Annotated in this window: 18 protein-coding genes; 3 read left to right on the plus strand and 15 right to left on the minus strand. The window is 41.1% G+C overall.

The window, feature by feature from the left end; translation table 11 throughout:
* Positions 1–6: 6 nt before the first annotated feature.
* From NQ556_RS15930 to NQ556_RS16000, 15 genes are all read right to left on the minus strand, one after another.
* Positions 7–1,110, minus strand: a complete 1,104-nt coding sequence (locus tag NQ556_RS15930; protein ID WP_022220486.1) for a PucR family transcriptional regulator — start codon at positions 1,108–1,110, stop codon at positions 7–9.
* A 141-nt stretch (positions 1,111–1,251) separates the two neighbouring features.
* Positions 1,252–1,779, minus strand: coding sequence for a signal peptidase I (locus NQ556_RS15935; RefSeq protein ID WP_008371158.1), 528 nt, complete (start codon positions 1,777–1,779; stop codon positions 1,252–1,254).
* Between the two features lie 30 nt (positions 1,780–1,809).
* Positions 1,810–2,835: an EGFR-like transmembrane domain-containing protein gene (locus NQ556_RS15940; RefSeq protein ID WP_008371160.1), complete on the minus strand. Its 1,026-nt coding sequence runs from the start codon at positions 2,833–2,835 to the stop codon at positions 1,810–1,812.
* 4 nt (positions 2,836–2,839) lie between these two features.
* Positions 2,840–3,595: a sortase B protein-sorting domain-containing protein gene (locus NQ556_RS15945; protein WP_008371162.1), complete on the minus strand. Its 756-nt coding sequence runs from the start codon at positions 3,593–3,595 to the stop codon at positions 2,840–2,842.
* 13 nt (positions 3,596–3,608) lie between these two features.
* Positions 3,609–4,364, minus strand: a complete 756-nt coding sequence (locus NQ556_RS15950) for a hypothetical protein (RefSeq protein ID WP_022220487.1) — start codon at positions 4,362–4,364, stop codon at positions 3,609–3,611.
* Between the two features lie 12 nt (positions 4,365–4,376).
* Positions 4,377–4,877: a hypothetical protein gene (locus NQ556_RS15955; RefSeq protein WP_008371166.1), complete on the minus strand. Its 501-nt coding sequence runs from the start codon at positions 4,875–4,877 to the stop codon at positions 4,377–4,379.
* Positions 4,878–4,892: 15 nt separating this feature from the next.
* On the minus strand, positions 4,893–5,906 hold the full coding sequence (locus tag NQ556_RS15960) for a DUF5979 domain-containing protein (RefSeq protein ID WP_008371167.1): 1,014 nt from the start codon (positions 5,904–5,906) through the stop codon (positions 4,893–4,895).
* 29 nt (positions 5,907–5,935) lie between these two features.
* Positions 5,936–6,802, minus strand: a complete 867-nt coding sequence (locus NQ556_RS15965; RefSeq protein WP_044998870.1) for a class C sortase — start codon at positions 6,800–6,802, stop codon at positions 5,936–5,938.
* A 33-nt stretch (positions 6,803–6,835) separates the two neighbouring features.
* A complete protein-coding gene (locus NQ556_RS15970; RefSeq protein ID WP_008371171.1) occupies positions 6,836–7,705 on the minus strand; it encodes a class C sortase in 870 nt (289 codons plus the stop codon).
* An 88-nt stretch (positions 7,706–7,793) separates the two neighbouring features.
* Positions 7,794–9,203, minus strand: coding sequence for a SpaH/EbpB family LPXTG-anchored major pilin (locus NQ556_RS15975; RefSeq protein ID WP_195509901.1), 1,410 nt, complete (start codon positions 9,201–9,203; stop codon positions 7,794–7,796).
* 107 nt (positions 9,204–9,310) lie between these two features.
* Entirely contained in the window at positions 9,311–14,536 is a 5,226-nt protein-coding gene (locus NQ556_RS15980; RefSeq protein WP_204575738.1) for a VWA domain-containing protein, read from the minus strand.
* 12 nt (positions 14,537–14,548) lie between these two features.
* Positions 14,549–14,749 (minus strand): hypothetical protein, encoded by a 201-nt coding sequence (locus NQ556_RS15985; protein ID WP_008371181.1) that lies wholly within the window; start codon positions 14,747–14,749, stop codon positions 14,549–14,551.
* Between the two features lie 614 nt (positions 14,750–15,363).
* Positions 15,364–16,287 (minus strand): hypothetical protein, encoded by a 924-nt coding sequence (locus NQ556_RS15990; RefSeq protein ID WP_008371182.1) that lies wholly within the window; start codon positions 16,285–16,287, stop codon positions 15,364–15,366.
* Positions 16,288–16,576: 289 nt separating this feature from the next.
* Positions 16,577–17,008: a hypothetical protein gene (locus NQ556_RS15995; protein WP_008371184.1), complete on the minus strand. Its 432-nt coding sequence runs from the start codon at positions 17,006–17,008 to the stop codon at positions 16,577–16,579.
* 47 nt (positions 17,009–17,055) lie between these two features.
* On the minus strand, positions 17,056–18,300 hold the full coding sequence (locus tag NQ556_RS16000) for a BTAD domain-containing putative transcriptional regulator (protein ID WP_008371186.1): 1,245 nt from the start codon (positions 18,298–18,300) through the stop codon (positions 17,056–17,058).
* A gap of 189 nt (positions 18,301–18,489) precedes the next feature.
* Here NQ556_RS16000 and NQ556_RS16005 point away from each other — a divergent pair, with 189 nt between their 5' ends.
* From NQ556_RS16005 to NQ556_RS16015, 3 genes are read left to right on the plus strand one after another with little or no spacing between them, the layout of a single operon-like run.
* Complete coding sequence (locus NQ556_RS16005) at positions 18,490–19,461, plus strand: transglutaminase-like domain-containing protein (RefSeq protein WP_243426625.1); 972 nt, start codon at positions 18,490–18,492, stop codon at positions 19,459–19,461.
* A 58-nt stretch (positions 19,462–19,519) separates the two neighbouring features.
* The gene (locus NQ556_RS16010) at positions 19,520–20,572 is read left to right on the plus strand and encodes a type II secretion system F family protein (RefSeq protein WP_044998829.1); all 1,053 of its coding nucleotides are present in this window, start codon (positions 19,520–19,522) and stop codon (positions 20,570–20,572) included.
* Between the two features lie 10 nt (positions 20,573–20,582).
* Positions 20,583–20,921, plus strand: coding sequence for a hypothetical protein (locus tag NQ556_RS16015; protein ID WP_008371196.1), 339 nt, complete (start codon positions 20,583–20,585; stop codon positions 20,919–20,921).
* The last annotated feature ends 4 nt before the right edge of the window (positions 20,922–20,925 follow it).

Raw genomic sequence — 20,925 nt, forward strand, 5'->3', positions numbered from 1 at the left:
GTCCTCCTATTTTCTGTTTTCTATAAATTTCATGTGGTCTGCGACCATCAAAGCAATCTTAAATGTCAGGGCGTCCTCAAAGACTCTGACATCCAGCCCGGTCTGCTTCTGGATCTTCTCCAGCCGGTAGACGAGCGTATTCCGGTGGACGAAAAGCTGTCTCGCTGTCTCCGAAATATTCAGGCTGTTTTCAAAAAATTTATCAACTGTGGATAAGGTTTCTTCGTCAAACTGATCAACGGTATTTCCGGCAAATACTTCTTCCAGGAACATCTCGCATAAGGAAACGGGAAGCTGGTGGATCAGCCGTCCGATACCGAGTTCGCGGTAGGATAAAATATTGCGTTCCGGATAGAAGATACGTCCCACATCCAGAGCCATGCCAGCTTCTTTGTAAGACTGTGAGACCTCTTTGAGTTCGGGAATGATGGTTCCGAAGGAAAGCCGGACATTGACCATAGCTTCGGTGTTGATCGCATTCACCAGCATATCAGCAGTCGAACGGATCGTATCATAATCATCCGTACTGTCAAGGGACTTGATCAGAATAATATGTCCCTCATCTACGGCAGTAACAAAATCACCGGTTCCCGAGGAATAAATCCCACGGATCATATCCAGGACGATCGTGTCATCCGGATTCTTCGGTTCGATCAGATAGACGACTCTGCGCTGCTCAACTGTAATACCAAGCTTTTTCGCCTGATTGTAGATATCTACGAGGAGCAGGTTATCCAGGAGCAGGTTCTGGATAAAACGGTTACGGTCAAGACGTTCGCTTCCGGATCTTAAAAGGCTCTCCAGCTGGCAGACACTTAAGCGTCCGCTGGTATGCACATCAATCTCATTATTGTGCTCAATCACGAAAATATAAGTCAGTTCATCATCATCATAAACCGGGAACAGACCATAGCATTCATCCAGGTGCTCCTCCGCTACGCCGGTAATCTCCAGCTCTTTTAAAAATGAGCAGACAGCTTTTTTTACTGCAGGCTTCTCCTTACCTACAGCTGCAAGCATCACTCCGTCTGTGTTCCAGATGGAACAGTTACACTCGATGATATCCCCTATTTCATTGATTGTTCTCTGTAAAATCTGGTTGGATAACAATCCATTCACCTCTCCATTCTTTTCAATATATGACAAATGGGAGAATTGTGAAATTCCCCCATCTTCTTCTGACAATACAATCTGATATTATTTTAGCAAATGTTTCACACTTTAGCAAGATAAAATGAAAAACGTTCTCGCTTATTCGTCTTCGTCATCGCGTCTGTCAAGCATGGCAGCAACGATTTCAAGAATCACAGCAAGACCGATGATGGATGCGGCGGCAATCTTTCCGGCAGTGCCGGTTGCAGCCTGTGCGATACCGCCGACAACCGGAACAGAAAGCTTTACTTTTCCGATGTAGTTGTTGTAAGGGATCGGATTCATATCTTTTTCCTCATTGGCATCCCCTTTGGTGATAAACTGTCCCATCGCCGGGCTGTTGGATACTACACGGTGGGTGATGATCGAGCCGTCTGCATTGTTGCTGTAAAAAGCAATGACATCATCTTTGACGATCGTGTCTGGTTCTTCATGCCGGACATAGACCAGGCTTCCCGTCGGGATCGCCGGTTCCATGCTCCCACTGATCACGGTGTACATCTGAAAACCAAAAGCTTTCGGAAGCGTCAGCGGAATACAGGCAAGAATCAGTACTGTCAGTAAAACAGTGCCCAGTGCACTGCAAAATGCAGCCACCGGGCTTTTCTTTTTCTTCGTTCTCTTCAAAAAAGACTTCTCCTTTAGTGCCGCGCTTTTTTATTTTGCACGTTTTTTCAAGAATACGATCAGTCCTACGAGAGCTGCTACCGCAACAACGATAATGCCGATTCCTGCTGCGATCGGAGTCTTGCTCGTCTTGTCTTTCGCATCGATATTTCCTTTTGGAGTGTCTTCATCATCCAGATCTACCAGAGATTTTGGTGTCTGTTCATCCTCAGATGTTGCAGTATCTTTATCTTTAGCTGTCGTATCCTGAGAATTGTTATCTGTCGTTGTACCATCGGTTGTACCGGTTGTGGTTCCGTCTGTTGTGCCACCGGTAGTTCCGGTTGTAGTGCCACTGGTAGTTCCGGTTGTAGTTCCACCGGTAGTTCCGGCAGTTCCACCGGTTGTGCCGCCTGTCGTGCCACCTGCTGTACCGACATTACCGGTACCTGTGCCAGGAGTTGCTGTACCAGGAACAGTCGTTGTGATGGTGGTTGTTGTTGTAACAACACGGTCTGTAGCACCCGGTTTGTAGGTAAACGTAAATACATTCTCAGATTCATTATTACTCAAAGTCTTGGTAAGTGCAAGAGCATCTGGAATATAATTTTCAACGTAACGGTAAGCAACGACCGGCTTGTCGCCGACGTTTCCGTAGAAGGTCTGGCTCTCTGCCAGTGATTTACCGGATGCATCCTGATAATTTACGGTATAGGCAACCATATTGCCTTTGATTCCATAAGCGACTACATAGTCGGCATCACCTTTGACGATAAAGCCAGGAGTATTAAGTAGTTCTGAACTTGCATTGTCACGTCCGCTGAGACGGATTCCTTTGACATAATACTTGTCGTCTGTTACCTGGATGTCATTCAGATTGAAAGTAACGGTAGAATCGGGAGCAATGTTTGCCTGCTCGATCTTGTTCTGTCCGTTAATTGTTCCTTTGTTACCTGCGGATAATGTTACCTTGTAGGTATACGGTGTAGTATCATCTGCCATAACGCTCATTGTGGATGCACCGAGTGTCATGGATACAGTCAGAAGAGAAACCAGTAATCTTTTCCATTTTTTCATCTGCTTACTCTCCTTTCTGTCTGCGTCTTTTTGTGTTCTTATTGAGTGTGTAGATACCATATGCAAGAAGGATCAGTCCACTGATGAGTGCAAGCACACAGAAGAGAAGAATTCTTGCGGTATCACCGGTCTTAACGGTGTTGGTTGTCTTAACAATCTTATTCTTGGTGATGGTTTTGCCGGCTGAAACCTTTTCTACTGCAAAGTTCATGCGGAGCTTTGCGAGTGTGAGCTGATAACCGTTGCCCTGTGTCTCACCTTCAACACCGACGGTAAGGTGTACCGTTCCGGTATTATTGGAAGCAAGTCTTCCGAGGTAGAAATATTCCTGGGTTGAGTTATCAATCTGCTTCAGACCTTCTCCTGCTTTGGAAGCGCCTTCCCCTCCGACAGTTGAGCTGTCGTAGAGTACCTTTTCGGCATTGTCACTTCCAACATAGGTCAGCTTGTATTCGTAAGCACCACCTTCTGCGGAAGACTGTGCATCCTCCAGCGTCTGGATCACTTCATTGGTCATGTACCAGTCGGTATCCGTACTGTCGGAGTTCTTAAGCTGAACCTTGAGTTCGATGCTGTCACCCGGCTGGATATTTGCCAGCTCGTCAGTAACATCGGAGCTTTTAAAATTACTGTCCATCTTGCCGCCGGTGAAATTAACCTGCCATCTGTCGGCTCCCTGAGAATCCTTTGCAAATGCAGTTGTGTGTACCCCTGCTGCCATTATCACTGTCATGGCGAGGCACAAAATTTTCTTTTTCATACTCTGTACCTCCCTACTGTAAGCTCATTGTTGTTTCGTCGTCTGATACATTTACGTCCACGCCCCAGGCACTCTTGATCGCGTCCTTTGCGTTGTGTGTCTGAACTGCATCCACCTCTGCGTCAATGTGGAAGGTGTAGCCATTGTACTTGTAAGTATAAGTGATGGTTTTGCCATCCTCAGAGACATTTTGCTTTACATCCGATGCAATCGAAGGATTGATACGGAGTGTATCGGATAATGCCGGTGTCGGTTTACCCGCTTTGAGAGCTTTGGTATAATAAAGAACGGTACGCTCTCTCGTGGACTGTGCATCTGCAACCTGCCATCCGTTGTCTGTGAGGAAGTTCAGCTCGATCAGATCCGGTGAAAGGTTCGTGTTCTTATTGCCTTTTTCGTCCTGCCAGCTTTTTGTGATGATCACACGTACAAAGGTGTCGATCGTACCGCTGTTCTTGACGCTGATTGCTTCGTTATATTTCTTGCCGGGTGTAAATGTCTCATCCTTTCCAAGAAGGTTTGTGAGAAGTGTACCCTCTGAGGTTCCCTTCCATTCATTGTTCGATACATAATCCCGGCTGCTGACTACTTTGTCATTTTCCAGAAGAGATACGCCGATACTCTGCATATTCATCTGTGCGGAATAATTCTCACTGTAGTAAGTGAGTGCGGCGCGTGTACTGCCGACAGTGCTTCCAACCAGCAGGAGTGCTGCGGCTGTCAGGACCAGGGCAGGTTTCTTTGGAAATGATTTCTTTTTCTTTTTCATTCTCATTACCTCCTACTCTGTCGTCTGTGTGCTGTCGTCTTTAAAATCATAGACTGGATTACCGTTCTCGTCGTAGAGAACCGGTGTGCATTCCTGGATGACTACGATGTTAAATTCTTCTGGTTTGTCATTTACTGACGGGAATGTGTATTTGATGTTGAGTTCCGTTTCCGTTTTCTTTCCTGCCGGAAGTACTTTATCGTAATACCAGTAGCCCTTATCACCTGCTGTCCATCCGCCGTTTGGTGCGTTATAAGTAAGCTCTACCGGTGCAAATGCTTTGACTCTTACGAAACAGTCATAATCACCGGTATTTTCAATTGTAATGTGCTTCCCGTTTTCATCAACGTCTTCTTTCGGGACTGTCTCAGTAAATCCCATATTCATTTTCACACCGCCACCGGCTGTCGAATAGGTTGTAAAATACGCCATCGCGCTTCCAACTGCCAGGGTTCCGGTAAGAGCAAGTGTTGCTGCTGCCATGATAAGTGGTTTCTTATGTAACTTTCTCATTCCGACTCCCCCTTCCTAGTTCTTTTCTGCCGGTTCGGTGTACTGATACTGACCATTTTCGTCCAGTTTGAAATTATTTTTTACACCGTAGCCGCCATTGGTACGTCCATCGTGTTTGTTGATAAATGAAACCTCTGCCGGTTTGAATTCTACTTCGGTTTCTTTTTCAGGATTAGCAATGATGTCTGTTTCCTGACTTTTAGCAGAAGCGAGTTCATAGCTTGCACCGCTGTAAACCTCCGTTACCGTGACATGAGATCCAGCAGGAATTTTTTCAATCGTTACAGAATGGCTGCCTGCTGCATCGAAGGTAAGCTCTTCGATTCTGGTTTCTTTTTTATTATCCAGTGTTGTGATATCGATCTGGAATACGAACGTTGCATTGTTACCGAAGGTAGCATTGTGATCTACCAGTTCCTTGTTGATCACCAGATTACCGTATCTTACGTGCTGTTCCGGTTTCAGACCAACTGCACTGTTGTGTTCTTTGGTCAGATCGTAGATCCAGTCATCACTTGCACCGTTACCACTGTAGTAATTATTGGTCGGAAGTGATACAAGGTAAGGAGTAAAAGTATAAGTGTAATTTGGTGTAATTACTTTTGGTGTATCTACAAGGTAAAGTCCTGTATCCAGTCCTGTTGCAGTACCTCTTCCCTGTGTCAGTGTGGTTGTAGTTGGCTCTGTGTCATCCTTCAGCAATTTCTTCGCTTCTGCTGCACGTTCTGCCCAGGTAGCAGCTGCCGCATCCAGGTTATCAGCACTTACGGATGAAAGATCCAGTTTTGAAAATGCACCGATTCCGGTATAGTTGCCGGATTCATCAACCGAAGCAACTTTATACAGTTTTACCGGAATGCTTGCGCTTAGAAGTTCACTGCTGTTCCCACTAATGTCGAATTCGATAGAACACTTCTGTCCGGTATTGATCGCGCTTGCGGCTTTCGCACCCGGAAGAGTGAGCAGTGGAAATGTAAGAGCGACAGCTAAGAGAAAAGTACTTCCCTGTTTTAATCGTTTATTCATCATCGCCTCATGTCCTCCTTAAAAAATCTTGGTTATTCTTTGTGAGCTTTTCTCTTGGAAAGGAATCGCAAGAGAATGATCACAAGAATCGTGATTGAAAGTCCTAAAATTAAATAAAGCATATAATAATTCTGAATGGCTTTTACCATAGAATCTGTAACTGATTCGGTAGCATCCTCTTCGCCGTTATATGGAACTCTGGTTCCTCTTACGAGAAGACGATGGGAGTTGACTCCATATGGTGTACAGGTAAATAAAGTTACCTGGTCTTTTCCTTCTTCAATCTGGAGTGCTTTCTCCAGTGTTTCATGATCGTCTTTGTCTACCATCGGAAGAATCTGGTCTACCTTGTAGGCAAGGACTTCATCCAGTACATGGATGTAAAATTTATCGCCAACTTCGAGCTGATCGATATCGGTAAAAAGCTTTGCGCTTGGAAGTCCACGGTGAGCTGCGAGAACACTGTGGGTACTCTCCCCTCCGATCGGAAGCTTTGTGCCGTTCAGATGTCCGACACCGGTCTGCAGATCCTTGTCACCGGTACCATGGTAAATGGCAAGCTTGATGTTGATCTTCGGAATGGAAAGATATCCCATTACTCCGTCATCTGCAACGTTCAGGATCTTCCAGTATTCGGTGTCTTTGATGTCATTTTCATCTTCACCGAATACATCTCCGTAGAGGTTGTTCTGCTGAATGGTATCATTGAAAGCTTTTGCCTTTTCCCACTCAGAGGTGAAGTCCTCCGGTTCCATGTCCTGTATTGTATTGTCATAGCTGCTGATCAGCTGATTCTGTCTGTAGGTGTTCCACTGGTTGGATACCATCGGATAGATCAGAATCCCAAATCCTATCAAGAATAACAGACCGAAAAGGAAGGTTGAGATTTTTCTTTTCATAGGCATATTCCCTTTCTCGTTCTTATTCTCTTTTTAAGAGGTCTCATTTTTCTCCTTTTGAAGCTTCTTCTCCTTTAAGTATAACACAAGGATGAAGATTGTGGTAATTACAAGACCAATAATTACCCATAAAAGATAATTTGTATGAAGACTGATTCCGCTGAGCGGTGTCTTCTCATCGGCAACTTCCTGTTCCACATAAGGTACTCTGTGACCACGGACCAGAAGCCGCTCGGTATTGACTCCGTATGGAGTACAGGTAAGAAGTGTTACAAGATCTTTTCCTTCTTCTACTGCAAGAGAGGAAGTTTCTTCCGGTTTTACTACGGAAATCTTGTCGACTTCATAACATAATGTTTCGTTTAATACATGGATCAGAAAATGATCGCCTTCTTCCAACTGATCCAGATCGGTAAAAAGAGACGCACTCGGAAGTCCACGGTGTGCGGAGATAACGGCGTGTGTACTTTTACCGCCGATTGGAAGAGAGCTTCCTTCCAGATGTCCGGCTGCCTGTTTAAGAACATCTTCATCGGTAGTGTGGTAGATCGGAAGCTTGATGTCAATCTTCGGGATCTCCACGATTCCCATCATCTCGTCACCGGCAATATTCAGAGCATCCATGTAGGACTGGTCTTCTTTGTCACTGGCTGCGGCTACTGCAAATGAATCAGGAAGGATACTTGGAAGTAAGGCTTCATTGTAAGCTTCTGCTTTCTGCAGTTCTGCATCATAATCAATCTCATGTGCTGCATCCTTTTCCGATACAGTCTGTTCATAACTGCTGATCAATTGCTTCTGCCTGTAGTTATTCCACTGGTTTGCAACGAATGGATACAGCAGTAAGGACAACCCGGCTAAAAATATGATGCCAATAATCAGTTTGTTTGTTTTGCGTTTCATCCGAACTCTCCTTGCTGTTGTATTATTTTTTAGGAATCCGGGGCGACCTGCCCCGGATTCAGTATCTGATTATAAATAATTATTGCAATTATTTGTTGTCTGATTTCTTGCGGCTTGCGAAGAACAGACCAGCTGCTGCGATCATGATAACGCATCCAGCGATTGTGAAGATTGTTGTACCGATACCACCGGTTGATGGAAGAGCGGAAAGTTTTGTGTTGGTAATAGTTGTTATACCGCTTTCACCAAAGTCAGTGAAACTATAAGTTGTTGTAATAGTAGTTATCTTTGTTGCTGAATCTTTTACTGTATTAGTTGTTGGTTCATTAGCTGTAGCACCAGATAAATGATGTTCGATACCATCAATTTTATATCCGGAAGGAGCCTGTGTTTCAACAATATAGTAAGTAGTGTCCTGAGCATCAAGACCATTAAATGTAGCAATACCGTTATCATCTGTGGTTGCAGTAGCAACTACCATATCGGTGCCATTTACAACTCTATGTAATGCAAATACAGCACCTTCAAGTGTAATTGTAGAATCAGTGAGGTCAACTTTCTTGATTGTTGCTTTTACAGGAGTTGAAATAACAATGTATTCTGTTTTGGTAGGAGTACCATCATGAGTACTTGCAGTTTCTGAAGTAACCTTATTTTTCAGAGGAGACTCTGAAGACACAGATTCAGATACTTTTGCGTAATAAGTAATTTCAACAGTTGCGCCAGCTTTGTTGTAATCGTAGTTAAAATTAACTGTTAAAGTATCGGTTTCATTCGAATCAGAAACGGTGTAATCAGTACGTGCAGCAGGAGCACCATTAATAGTTACAGTTACAGGATGAGTGGCATCGATTAAGAAGTTAGCATTTGTTAAAGTATCAGTTACTTTAAATAATACGTCTTCATAATTTGAAGAATAAAATGGATAGTTAGCATTTACAGTATACTTTACAATATCTCCAGCAGCAACAGACTGACCATCAGCAGAAATTGCTTTTCTTACCTGATTTTCTTCACCTTTAGCAGTTACATTAACATCTGTTGTAGAATCAACAGGAACATAAGCAAGCATTGGTGCGTAAGTCCAACCTTCTTTATCAGCGATGATTAAATATACACCACCTTTAGTAGCGGTAAACTGATTTCCAGTAATAGTAGTGGTAGCATTTAATCTAAGACTTTCTAAAAGAGCACTAAGCTTAGTATTGCTAGTGATTTTACCCTGAGCAGCATTTGTATCAGGTGTATTTTGGAGTAAATCTTTAATAGTTAATCCAGCGTCAGTAAAGGCTTTTTCAAAACCAGGAACTATTTTCCAACCATCTTCAGAACCTCTATCCGGTTCAACAATTTGTACATACGTCAGAGTAGCACCGTCAGCGCCGGAAATTTTTACAGTAGCATTTGTTGTTTCGTCAGCTGCAAATGAAGTCATACTCATTCCGAGTACCATTGCCAGTGTTAATAACACTGCAAATAATTTTTTCATCTTTTTCATATTGTTGTCTCCTTTTCTTTTAGGGCTATGCCCGATTTATTGTCCCCTCATAAGGGAGAATAACGTTGTTTGTGGCTTGGGAGCCACTGAAAAGTAAATTGTTCAAATTATCTTTCCAGCACCTCCCTGCATTTGTTTTTATATAAGATCCATGCGGCTGCGAACATAAGTAAGATACCGCCAATCATATACAGGTAAATTCCATTGCCTCCGGCTGATGGGAGGTCGTATAAAGGTGTGTTCTCAAACTGATATAAAGTAATTGTTGTTGTGCCAGCTGTTTGAGAATTTGTTTTTATAGTTGTTCCTGCGCTACTTGTAATACTCTTTAAAGAACCATTCTTTTTAATAACTACAGTCCAGGTTTCTGTACTCTTTGCATAACCTACTGGAGCATATATTTCTTTTAAAGTATAGGTTCCAACTTGCATCTTTTCCATTAATGGAGTATTGGTATTTTCATCAGTATAAGATGTATACCAATTTACAAAACCATTTTGATTAGATACACCAATATAAGTATTGTTTGCAGATTTAAGCTCAAAACGAGCACCTTTAAGTTTTAAGTTACTGTTAGTTGAACTGGTCTTCTGAATTCCCCAATTACTAATTACATTTTCATTTGTGTAAGTTACAACACCTAACTGTCCGGCACCGTCTGTTGAATCTTGCTTCCAAGTATGATTTTGATCGTCCTTTACAATAACATTTGTATTATTTGTATTATTACCCATAGTAAATGTTACTGTATCACCAGTTATGTTTTTGTTATTGCTCCAACAGTTTGTAGTATCGCCAATTACAACATTTTCTATAGCATAATCAGTTTGGTCATTTTCTGAAAGCTTATAGTTTCCGCGTGGCAAATTTTTAATTGCAATTTCACCAGATGACTTATTAGCAGATACAGTTACTGTAATTGTTGAAGTAGCTGTTCCATTGGTTATTTCATCAGCTGTTCCTGGACGATAAGCCTTTAAAGTAGCATCCCACAGTACTGGATAATCAGTATCATATTTCTTTAAAGTGAAAGTAAATTGCCTATCTTCTGTACTTGATGTTGCTAATTGTTTAGTAAGCTTAATTTCACCTTTGATAACGTTAATTTTGTAAATACCATAATTTTTAGTATCATCATTTTTATTTACAGCTACAGTACTATGAGTGCCGCCACCAGAAATGTATGTTATACTATCTTTTGTTGTATTTGCTTTACTTTCAGATGTAGGCTCATTGGTCTTATAAGTAACTTTTAAATAATAAGATGTTGTATCATCAGGTGTGATCTTTTCCATCTCATCTGGAGTAATTGAAGTAGTTAAATCTGACTTTGTAAACCATTCTAATGTAAGTCTCTTATTATCTATAAGGTTCTTAAAATCTGTTTCACTTAAAGTACCATTCTCATATGAGGTAACATCTCCACCACCAAAAAGTTTTCCGAGAACATCTTTATCAGTAGGAATGGAATCTGCTTTGAAGATGGTTGCGGTATTGTTATCAACTTTTAATTGTGATTTTACGTTGACAGTTGGTTGTGGGAATAACTTAGTCGTGTAATCTGCTTTTGTGGTTACTTTATAAGTTATACCAGATTGTGCGCCATTTGTAGTTACGTTGTTATCACCGATAAATGTATCTTTTGCTTTTACCTGGAATGTTTTAGTCCAAGTTGGTTTTCCATCAGTAGAATAGTTAATCGTCTGATTTTTCCAAGTGATATAATAACCAGACGTTTCATCACCAGCAATTGTTACATTTGAATCTTTGTTCAGTTCTTTTTTAGTTTCTTCGGTTAATTCAAATCTTGGATCAATATAATCTGTAATAGTAGCATTTTCTACACTAAGTGGAGTATTACTATTTGTTGTCTGTCCAAGAATCTGAGTAAAGATTGTATTAAGGTGAGATGCATCATTAGCGTTATAAGCCATATTGTCATCTGCGTTTGCTTGCAGGTAATCCTTTGCGGCTTTAAGTCCCGTATTTGTTTCATCTAATCCTACTCCAACTGTAATTAATTTCGTATTTGTAGATTTAATTTTATTTATTGAAGTAGTAATCTGATCATAGGTTACACCATTTGGACATCCATCTGTCAATAATACAACGTATCGTTTTAAATTAGATGTATTTTGATCATTGTTCAGAATCTTATACGCTCTATCAAGACCTTCATTTTGATGTGTTCCACCAGATGTTTCCATGGCATTGATTGTTTCGGTTATATATGCAGAGTCTTTACCTACATTTTTAAAATCGAACTGTTCTGTTGCAGTCTTATTGAATGTTACCAATGCAATCTCACTATTCGGTGAACTTTGTGCCAATTGAGTAGTAAAATTAGTAGCTGCTTGTTTTAAATAGTAGAATCTGTCATTTGCATCATTTGTTGTATAATACAAGCGCTCTTTGTTATCAGTTAATTTTTCACCTAGCCCTTCTTTACTATCATCAATATAATACCAATTTCCATCAGAGTATTTAACTCTATACATTGTCGCAGCATCTGTTGAAAGAACATAATAATAAGTTTCTTCTTTATCAAGAGCATCTGTAGTGCATGTCTTGTAAGGAACTAAAGAACTTCTAAAATGCATAGATCCAGATGTATCAAGTACAAATACAATTTTTACAGGTTCTGGTTCTTTGGATGTTATTTTTGTATAATTAGAAGATGCATTTAATGTAATGTTATAAGTTCTATCATCCCAATTATCAACTTTTGCTGTTTTACTTGTCTGAAGATCACCTTCTATTAATTCTACATCAACTTGAATAACTGGTTTCTGATAATCTTCTGTTTGAGGTTCATTAGTTTTTGTATTAGTATAAGTTACTGATGAATTATGGTTTGTATTATCATTGGAAGGGAAACCTTTTTTACCAGAAGAAGAATCATTTGCATTTCCCATCGTTCCATAATTACCATCAGCTGAAGCATCCGTATTGGAATCTCCTGTATTAGTATAGGCTTTATCAGTTTTATATTTTTCTTCGGCTGATGTAGTAGGTTTTACGTCAGTTATTGTGATGTAGTAATAAATATCGTCTTTAAGTTCATAATTCTCACCCAAGCTCCAAGTTACCTGCTTTTTAGCTGAATCATATTTTACGGTTCCAAGGTTCTTTTCATTTATTGATACAGCTTTTCCATTTGTACTGATAAGGTCTTCATCGGTTAATGGAATTTCTTGCTTTCCTTGATTTTCGTAAGTATCGTGATCGTTCGCAGTTGTCTTTTTAACCATTCGGAGTTGTAATTTAGTATTAGCAGTCGTTTCAACATATTCACTTAAAGTATCCTTAATAGTAACATTTTTACAAGGAAACTTCTGAATGTCTGCTGCTATTTCGCTAAATTTCGTGGACAAGTTTGAACCAGAAGAATCTGAATTAAATACGGTGTCTTTGGTAGTTGCATTTACTTTATTCGCAACATTTTGTAAAAGAACAGTAGCTGAATCAGGAACCTTTTGCTGATCCGAGTAACTGTCGTAGGAATATTTTTCTACCGATTTTAACCCGATTCCTACAGGAATTATTCTGTCACATTTAAGTTTTGCAGCTGCGTCAAGTGCATGTTGATATACTCTATAACTAGTACTGCTACCAGGGCCAGCATAACTTGTGCCAGATTTATAAAAAGTAGGTTGCCCATCAGTTAAAAATACTATAATTTTTTCGGCATCAGCCCGAGTACCACTTGATAAAGCTTCTTTTGTTTTTACTAAACCATCTTCATAGTTTGTACCTTGGTCTTCTTTAATAGAATAATTAGATAAAGTTGATTTTACGGTTTCTCCGGTTGTCCAGTTAGTTTGTATTTGTGCAGTAGTTCCAAAAGTAACTAAACGGTAATTGACATCTACGGTTGTTTGACTGGAAAGAGTATCTATTAGTTTATTAACAGCAGTTTTACTATTTCTCCATTTATTGTTATTACTCATGGAAGTAGAAGTATCCATTATTAGTACAATGTCAAATTTCTTTTTAGAACTAGTTGTTCCTTTTTTACTAGAAACATTCAACGTTAAATCATAATTATTTCCATCTTTCTTTTTGATATATTTCTGATGGGAAAGCTGTGGTGCTGTATCCTCAATTGTTCCACTGCCAGTACTACCAGTAGATTTTGCGGTATAAACTAGATAAATATTTTTGGTGGTAGTAGAATAAGATAGAGTTTCAATCTTATTATCTTTTCCGTTATATAAAGTTAATTTAGCGCGCTTACCAGAACTACCATTTGTAACAGCAGACGTAACAGTCTTTCCGGATATTTTATCTACCTTTGCATATTTATAATCATAATTATCAATTATTTCAACATAATCAGAAAAAGATATGTCAGAGTTATAATTAAGTGTTGCATCAGATGATAGAGTTGTTGGAAGTTCGTTACCTTTTTCATCAACATGATGAAGAGTCAGCTTAAAGTAAGTGGCGGAGTCTTTTTTCCATGTAATTGTAAAGGTTGAAAAACTATTTGTAACAAATGCTGCTTTTTCAACTTCTTTAGTTTCAGTTGTTTCTACTGTTGCTTCTTTTGTCTCATCTGCAACCATATCAACAACTTCTTTAACCTCACCCTGTTCGTCTTCTTCCAGATGCATAACAGTTACATCAAGGTTCTGTTCATCGTTCTTTTCTTCAAGGGCTTTCTTTGCTTCTTCTGGGATTTCTGTCTTTTTATAATCCATGGAAATTTTCACATTTCCATTCGGCTCCATCTTGTTTCCATCTGCATCTACGAAAGTAATATCGTAAGCAAGGAAACCTGCGATATCGTAAGTTTCGTTTTCAGCTTTTTCATTCAGCTTTTTCTCTGTGTGATCATACTGATCATTCAGTTCTTCAGCTTTTGCTTTTTCTTCATCACTCATGGAATCAGTGATTTCTTGTTTGATGACAGGAGTAACAGAAAGTGTTGCACCTTCCGGAATATTACCGGATTCAACAGCATCGACTGTTATCTTTACATTATCATCTTCATAAGTAAGCTGCTGAATCGGCTGTGCCTCTTCTGCTGCCGGCTGTTCAGCCGGTGCCTCAACTGTAGGAGCTTCTGTCTCAGGCTGCTGTTGTTCCGGTTGCTGCTCCTCTTGTTGTTGTTGTTCCGGTTGCTGCTCCTCTTGTTGCTGTTGCTCTGAGGAGTTCACCGCTGCCTCATCTCCTGTAGCCTCATCTGCCGCCGGTTCTGCTACTGCTTCGGTCTGACTCTGGCTGTCTGTGTTCTGTGGCTCATCAGCAAAAGCTGATGTTGCACTGCTAAGCACTAATACCATGCAAAGCATGAATGCTATTAAACGTTTCTTTGTATTACTTTTCATGGCGTCCTCCTTCTATTCCTCAATTCTGACTTCATAATTGTTATCAAGTGCTCCGTCTATCAGCTTCAATAATTCAAGGGCACTGCGGAAATGCTGCTCTCGCTGCTCTTCCACCCAGGTAACGCTGCCCTGCCAGGTACCGTTCTGCTGATCCATGATTTTTATTAAAAAAGTTCTTGTATTTTTTTGCTTTTTATTCATGTCAGTTTTCATCTGCCCTTCCTAATTATTTAGACTTTTTTATCTTATATAGGTATTGTATCTGACAAAGCATTACGTGAATCATTACCAATAACGAAAAATATTAACTTTTTTAAGTTATAACAAGAAATAGTCATGTTTTTGTAATAATATAATGATTTGATACCAGGGTCAAAAGGTCAGAAAGCCGATGCAAGCTTGCTTGCAAGAGGATTTTTGACCTCTTGACCAGCCAAAAACATGAGTAAGTAGCCTTTTTTCAAAGAAAAATGAGCGGATTACGAATGTTTTTGAGGATTGCGAGAGTGCAAAGCACGTAGCAATCTGGTATCAAAGGGGTCAAAATACCTTTGAACCCCAACATCATGATTTGTAGGAGTGCGTAATATTTGTGTCTGACTCTACTATATGTATTGGGATATTAGAATAGAAGTAAAAGTGGGGAATAATGTGATGGAAGTGCAAAAAGTATAGATTGAGGGGAGCGCATAGAAAAGGAGTGATCTGGTTATAGCGGCGAGGGAGAGGAATTTTCCGGACAAAAAGATCCCGTGACTGATATAGGGGAGATGCACTGCATCTTAGACGGTGATCAGTCACGGGATGGGGTAAGGGTTATTTAGTTTTTATTCAATGCCAAATTCTTTTAATAATTTCTTTTGGTATTCAATGTCTTTTGCGGCATGTTCCAGATCGTTGTAGCGTTTGGCATTTAGAAGACATATGGTTAACTGGTTTAATTCTGCTCTGGTTTCAGCGCGTCCTTCCATAAGTCCTTCTTCTCTACCTTCTTCTCTGGCATCTTCCTTCAAGGTTTTCTCATATAAGTCTTTGTCATATGTCGTCAGGATCATATTTGTCACCTCCGCTCGATGTTTCTTGAGAAAATCTGCCAACACGTCCTGATTAATACAGGTATCAATTGCCTTTTCTAATGCATCTTCCACAGAAGGTTCCGATTGTATATATTCCCTGACACATTGGACGAATATGGAATATTCTTCAAGCCTTCTACAGTGCTTCATCAGTTCCTGATTGTGACCATAGTTGATGTTCAACATGGTTGCGGTGCATTCCAGGCAAGGTGCATCGTTATCTGTATTTTCAAAGCAGTCTGAAAGCCTTAACTCCATGGAATCTGGCTGATTTTTTGTACCATTGTAAAAGACAATATATTTCGGTTTTGGAAGCCGGACTCTTTTTTCATGGTAGATCATCAGATTATTATCTGCAACATACCCTTCATATAACCGGGAGAAATAAAAGACTCCGCGAAGCGGCATGTTTGGGTTAAAAGTGCTTAGATGCTCATACAGATTCATGGTTCCGCCAACTAGGAAGGATACATCATTTTTCATGGACAGATAAAGGACATCTTCCAATGTATTTACTTCCAGGTCATCGGGATTCTGATAGTCCGTGTGGTTGATCGCATTATAAAGCTGCAGCAGATCTTCTTTGTTATTAAAGATCATTCTCCATAACCGGTCTTTATACTGCCGGTTGTGGGTTTGTTTGCTATGGCGAGATTTCTTCTTTTGTTTTCTCATTGCTTACCTCCATTATAATAGAAAACAGTTCATAAGTAAATTCGCCATATCTCATGTTTCATGTAGATATATAATTTTTTCTACAATCAAAGAATTCATATATCATATATGATTCGATTTTCTACATACGCCTATTCAAATGGTACTGGAGTTTTTTATGAAAAGCAATTAAGAAAGAATAAAATTATAAGATAATTAAAAGGCACCCTCCGATCACATTCCGTGATCAGACAATGCCTGTATAATTCTTATTCATTCATGTAATGATATCTCTCACAATGCCATTCCTTTAAACTAATGCATTGCTGAGAATTTTAAGCAGTTCAAGTACGCTTACAAACTGTTGTGTAGAGTTACCTTCAATCCAGCGGACGATGCCCTGCCAGGATGAATTCTGGCGGTATCTGACATTGAGAAAGAAAGTCCCTTTTTGTCCACGATTCTCGATGAAATCTTCCGGTGACTGTACTTTATCAAGCCGGTCAACAACTGAAAACTGGGTTGAAGTGAAAGAACGTGCGCTGGTGGATGCCTGTGGAAATTCGAGTTTGTCGAAGAAATCATCAGCTAATTCGATCAGCTGAAGGATATTGGTGAATTTCCAGGGTTCTTTGCTGTAGCAGTGATAAATCCGACCGGACAGCTCTCCATCATTAATATTATCAATACACATGTTAATAAAGTTTGGTGCATACCAACTGATTTGATAGCTTTGTTCCATAAATTATCTCCATTTCTGCCCTGCTGCGAAGATAACATGATTGCAGCTTACCAGGTTTTATTCTCAGTATTGAACTGAATCGGTGAATCTTGCCGGTCTACTTCGGCTACAGAGGACACGAAGTAGTCCAGGTACTGCTTCCAGCTTTTATGCTCTCTGGAGAAGTATCTCTGGATTCTGTCGAAAATCATGCTGCAGTTCTCTTTGTTCGTACCAACGAGAAGTATCAGAAACTGTGATGGGCTGTATTTGGTAAAGGAGTCCCCTTTACGCAGACACTGTTGGATCGTATTCTGAAGCTCGCCTGAAAGAACTTCAAGCTTGTCCGGCTTGTCCATCGGCATTCCTTTTCCGTTGGTGATGCTACATAACATTAAGTATACGGACTGTCCGTTCCTCTCAATGATTCGGGAAACGAGACGGTAACTGTCACGGAAACTTGGCAGGCTGCAGTAAAAAGCACCGCCGCGTATATCGTCCTCTTTCAGACGTTCCTTGATGTCGCCGAGTTCCTGTGGTTTGTAGTTAAGGCGGCTGCTCATCTGCTCGAACTGCTGCATCATATGTTCAGAAGGGCGGATTCCAAGCTCTTCGAAAAATAATTTGGCAGTGTTCTCATATTCTTGCACAGCATCCTTATAGCGGTTCAATGCCATATAGCAGTCGATGCGGACGGATTGCCATTCATCGAACGGATATAACTGGCATGCCGGCTCACAGAAACGAAGCGTCTCTTCATAATCTCCGCGTTCGATCAGAAGCTTACAGAGCTCCTGAAGGGATTCAGAATAAATATTCTTATATTGGACGCTTTCAACAAGGACCCATTCATCTCCTGAAAGTTCTGGAAGAAATTCCCCACGGTACATCAGACAGATCTTCTTAAGAAGTGCCAGCTTTTTTACCTTATCGGTACACGCCTGCACGTCTTTTGCCAGAACCTTAAACTGATGTGCATCAACTTCGGTCGGCATGGGAGCATCCCATCGGTAAATACCTTTTTTGATGTTGATATAATCATGGCTCGGAAGTCCGGCATCTACGATGATCTTTTTAAGACGGTGTGCGGTTACCCGAAGGTTGTTGGCAGCATCGGCAAGTTCTTCTCTTCCGTACAGTTCATCAAGAAGCTTATCTCTGGAGATACCGGTATCGCCATGGTAGAGTAATATCTGCAACAATTTCATTGCTTTTGTCGTTGTGTTGCGTCCGAATGATACGGGAATCTCTCCGTAGCTTGCTGAGAATCCTCCGAATAAACGAACCTTTAAGACAGGTAAATGATCACTCATAAATTAACCCCCAATTTTACTATTGTGATGGTTTATAACTGATTTCTATTGTAATGGTCTTTGATTTCTTTGTCAAATAAATTAAAGCAGTTTAGACCAAATAACTTCTTTTAATGTTTTGATTATGCTATAATTTTTCTAGTTGAGTTTTTGGGACTGTTTCACTGTGGAAAAGAAAGGAGGAATTCTGTGCGGCAGAACGATTTATATGAACAAAAAAGACGCTGGCAGAGGATTTTTCTTTTCTTTTTTCTGCTATTTCTGACAGGTGTACTGATACCTGGCGGATGTGCATCGGAGGGGAAAAAAAGCCAGTCCGGGAAAAAGGGGGATCCGAGAGATCCGTCGGCGCAGGTGCTTCAGACGGAGGCTTCCGGTGAAGTGACATATGGAAATGACCTGGTTGTACTGGATGCATCCCATACGGCAGATGGCTATGTGATGATCTGTTATAATGGAAGTAATGAAAAAGTCAAGCTCCAGGTGACATCCCCGGATGGCACAGAGTATACCTATCCGGTTACGGTTGTTGGTGATTATGCGGTTTATCCGCTTCCGGGCGGGAATGGTTCTTATAAGGTAACACTTCTGGAGAGTGTGTCTGTAGAGGACAATCTGTATGCGGTAAGCTTTACCCAGGATCTGGACGTACAGATCACAGATGAATTTGCCCCGTTTCTGCATCCGAATTATTATGTGAATTTCACGGCAGATTCCAAGTGTGTAAAAAAGGGTGAGAGTCTTGCAGGAAAGGACTGCTATTCTGATCTGGATGTGGTAACGCAGATTTATAATTTTGTAATTAAAAATATTTCCTATGATAAAAAGAAAGCGGAGAATGTTCCGTATGGGTACACACCGGATCCGGATGAGACACTGGATACCGGGAAAGGAATCTGTTTTGATTATGCGGCGTTGATGTCGGCAATGCTCCGGTCGCAGCGGATTCCGACGAAGCTGGAGGTTGGCTATTCCGGTGATGTGTATCATGCGTGGATCAGCTGTTATGTTGATGAGATCGGCTGGGTGGATAACATCATTGAATTTGACGGAAAGAACTGGTCGATCATGGATCCGACACTTGCTGCAAACAACAGTGCTTCGGATGTGAAGAAGTATGTGGGAAATGGAAAGAATTATGTCACAAAGTATACCTATTAGATAAAAGGAAGCCGGATAAGAAGAATGTGGCAGGAATGTGAAAAGGAGGATGGCATATATGGAAAAGCGGACACAGCAGGGGAAGCTTACGAATCTGGAAATTGCTTCGTTCTGCAGTGAAATGGCAATGATCCTGAAGTCTGGGATTTCTTCCCTGGAGGGAGTTGATCTTCTCCGGGAGGATGCGCAGACGAAGGCAGAAAAAGAGCTGCTGGATGAGATTTATCAGTCAGTGATGGATACGGGCAGGCTGGATCAGGCGCTGGAAGAGACGAAAGTATTTCCGGAGTATCTGATCCGTATGACGCAGATCGGAGAAGAGACAGGAACTTTAGATGAAGTAATGGAATCTCTGGCGGAGCATTATGACCGAGAGGAAGCGATCAGGAGAAGTGTCCGGAGTGCCATCTCCTATCCCCTTCTGATGATCGGGATGATGCTGGTGATCATTATCATTTTGATGACAAAGGTTATGCCGGTATTTGATCAGGTGTTCCGCCAGTTTGGACAGGAAATGACCGGATTTTCAAGAGGGATCCTGCTTGCAGGCAATGCTCTTTCCAGATATTCGGCGGTGTTTGCGGTACTTTTGGCGGTGATCGTCTGTGCGGGTATTTATTTTACAAAGACAGAGAGCGGCAGAAAGAAAATGTATCACATCGGATCCGGGTTTGCATTTTCAAGGGAGCTGAAGGATAAGCTGTCGGCATGCCGGTTTGCCGGAGGAATGTCACTGGCACTGAAAAGCGGACTGACGCCGGAACAGGGAATGGAATTTTCAGAGAACCTGATCGAGGATGATGATTTCCGGAAGAAAGTAGCAGAATGCAAAGCGGATATGGAAAATGGAACGGATATCGCAGAGGCACTGGTGAAAGCCGGAATCTTCACAGGTGTTTATGCGCGGATGACATCCATTGCCGGGAAAGCCGGAATGATGGATGAGATGATGGGAAGGATTGCCGATGAGTGTGAGGAGGAAGTGGATGAAAAGCTTTCTTCTATGATCGCAGTTCTGGAACCGACGCTGGTGATCATCCTGTCGGTGATCGTCGGAACGATCCTTCTGTCGGTTATGCTTCCGCTTCTTGGAATTATGTCAGGACTTTAGGAGGTATGCTATGTGGAGAAAAGAACGGGAACGGTTTTATCACGGAAAACGGCAGCACCCACTTCGGAATTTCTGTTTGTCCCTTCTGCTGTTTGTATGTATCTGCAGTGCTTTTTTCAGTGGATTTGAAAGGCTTTCGGACACGACAAGACGCAGGCAGAAGGAAAGTCTGGAAAATGCACTCTGGCGTGGTGTGACGCAGTACTATGCGCTGGAAGGACACTATCCGGAGACGCTTGATGATCTGACGGAAAACTGTGGGATCCAGTATGACAAGAAGCAGTTTTTTATTGATTATCAGATTGCCGGTGCCAATATTCTTCCGGACATTACGGTGATCGAACGATAGGAGG

Origin of the sequence: Coprococcus comes ATCC 27758 (genome assembly GCF_025149785.1) — a bacterium.
Taxonomy (GTDB): Bacteria; Bacillota; Clostridia; order Lachnospirales; family Lachnospiraceae; genus Allocoprococcus; species Allocoprococcus comes.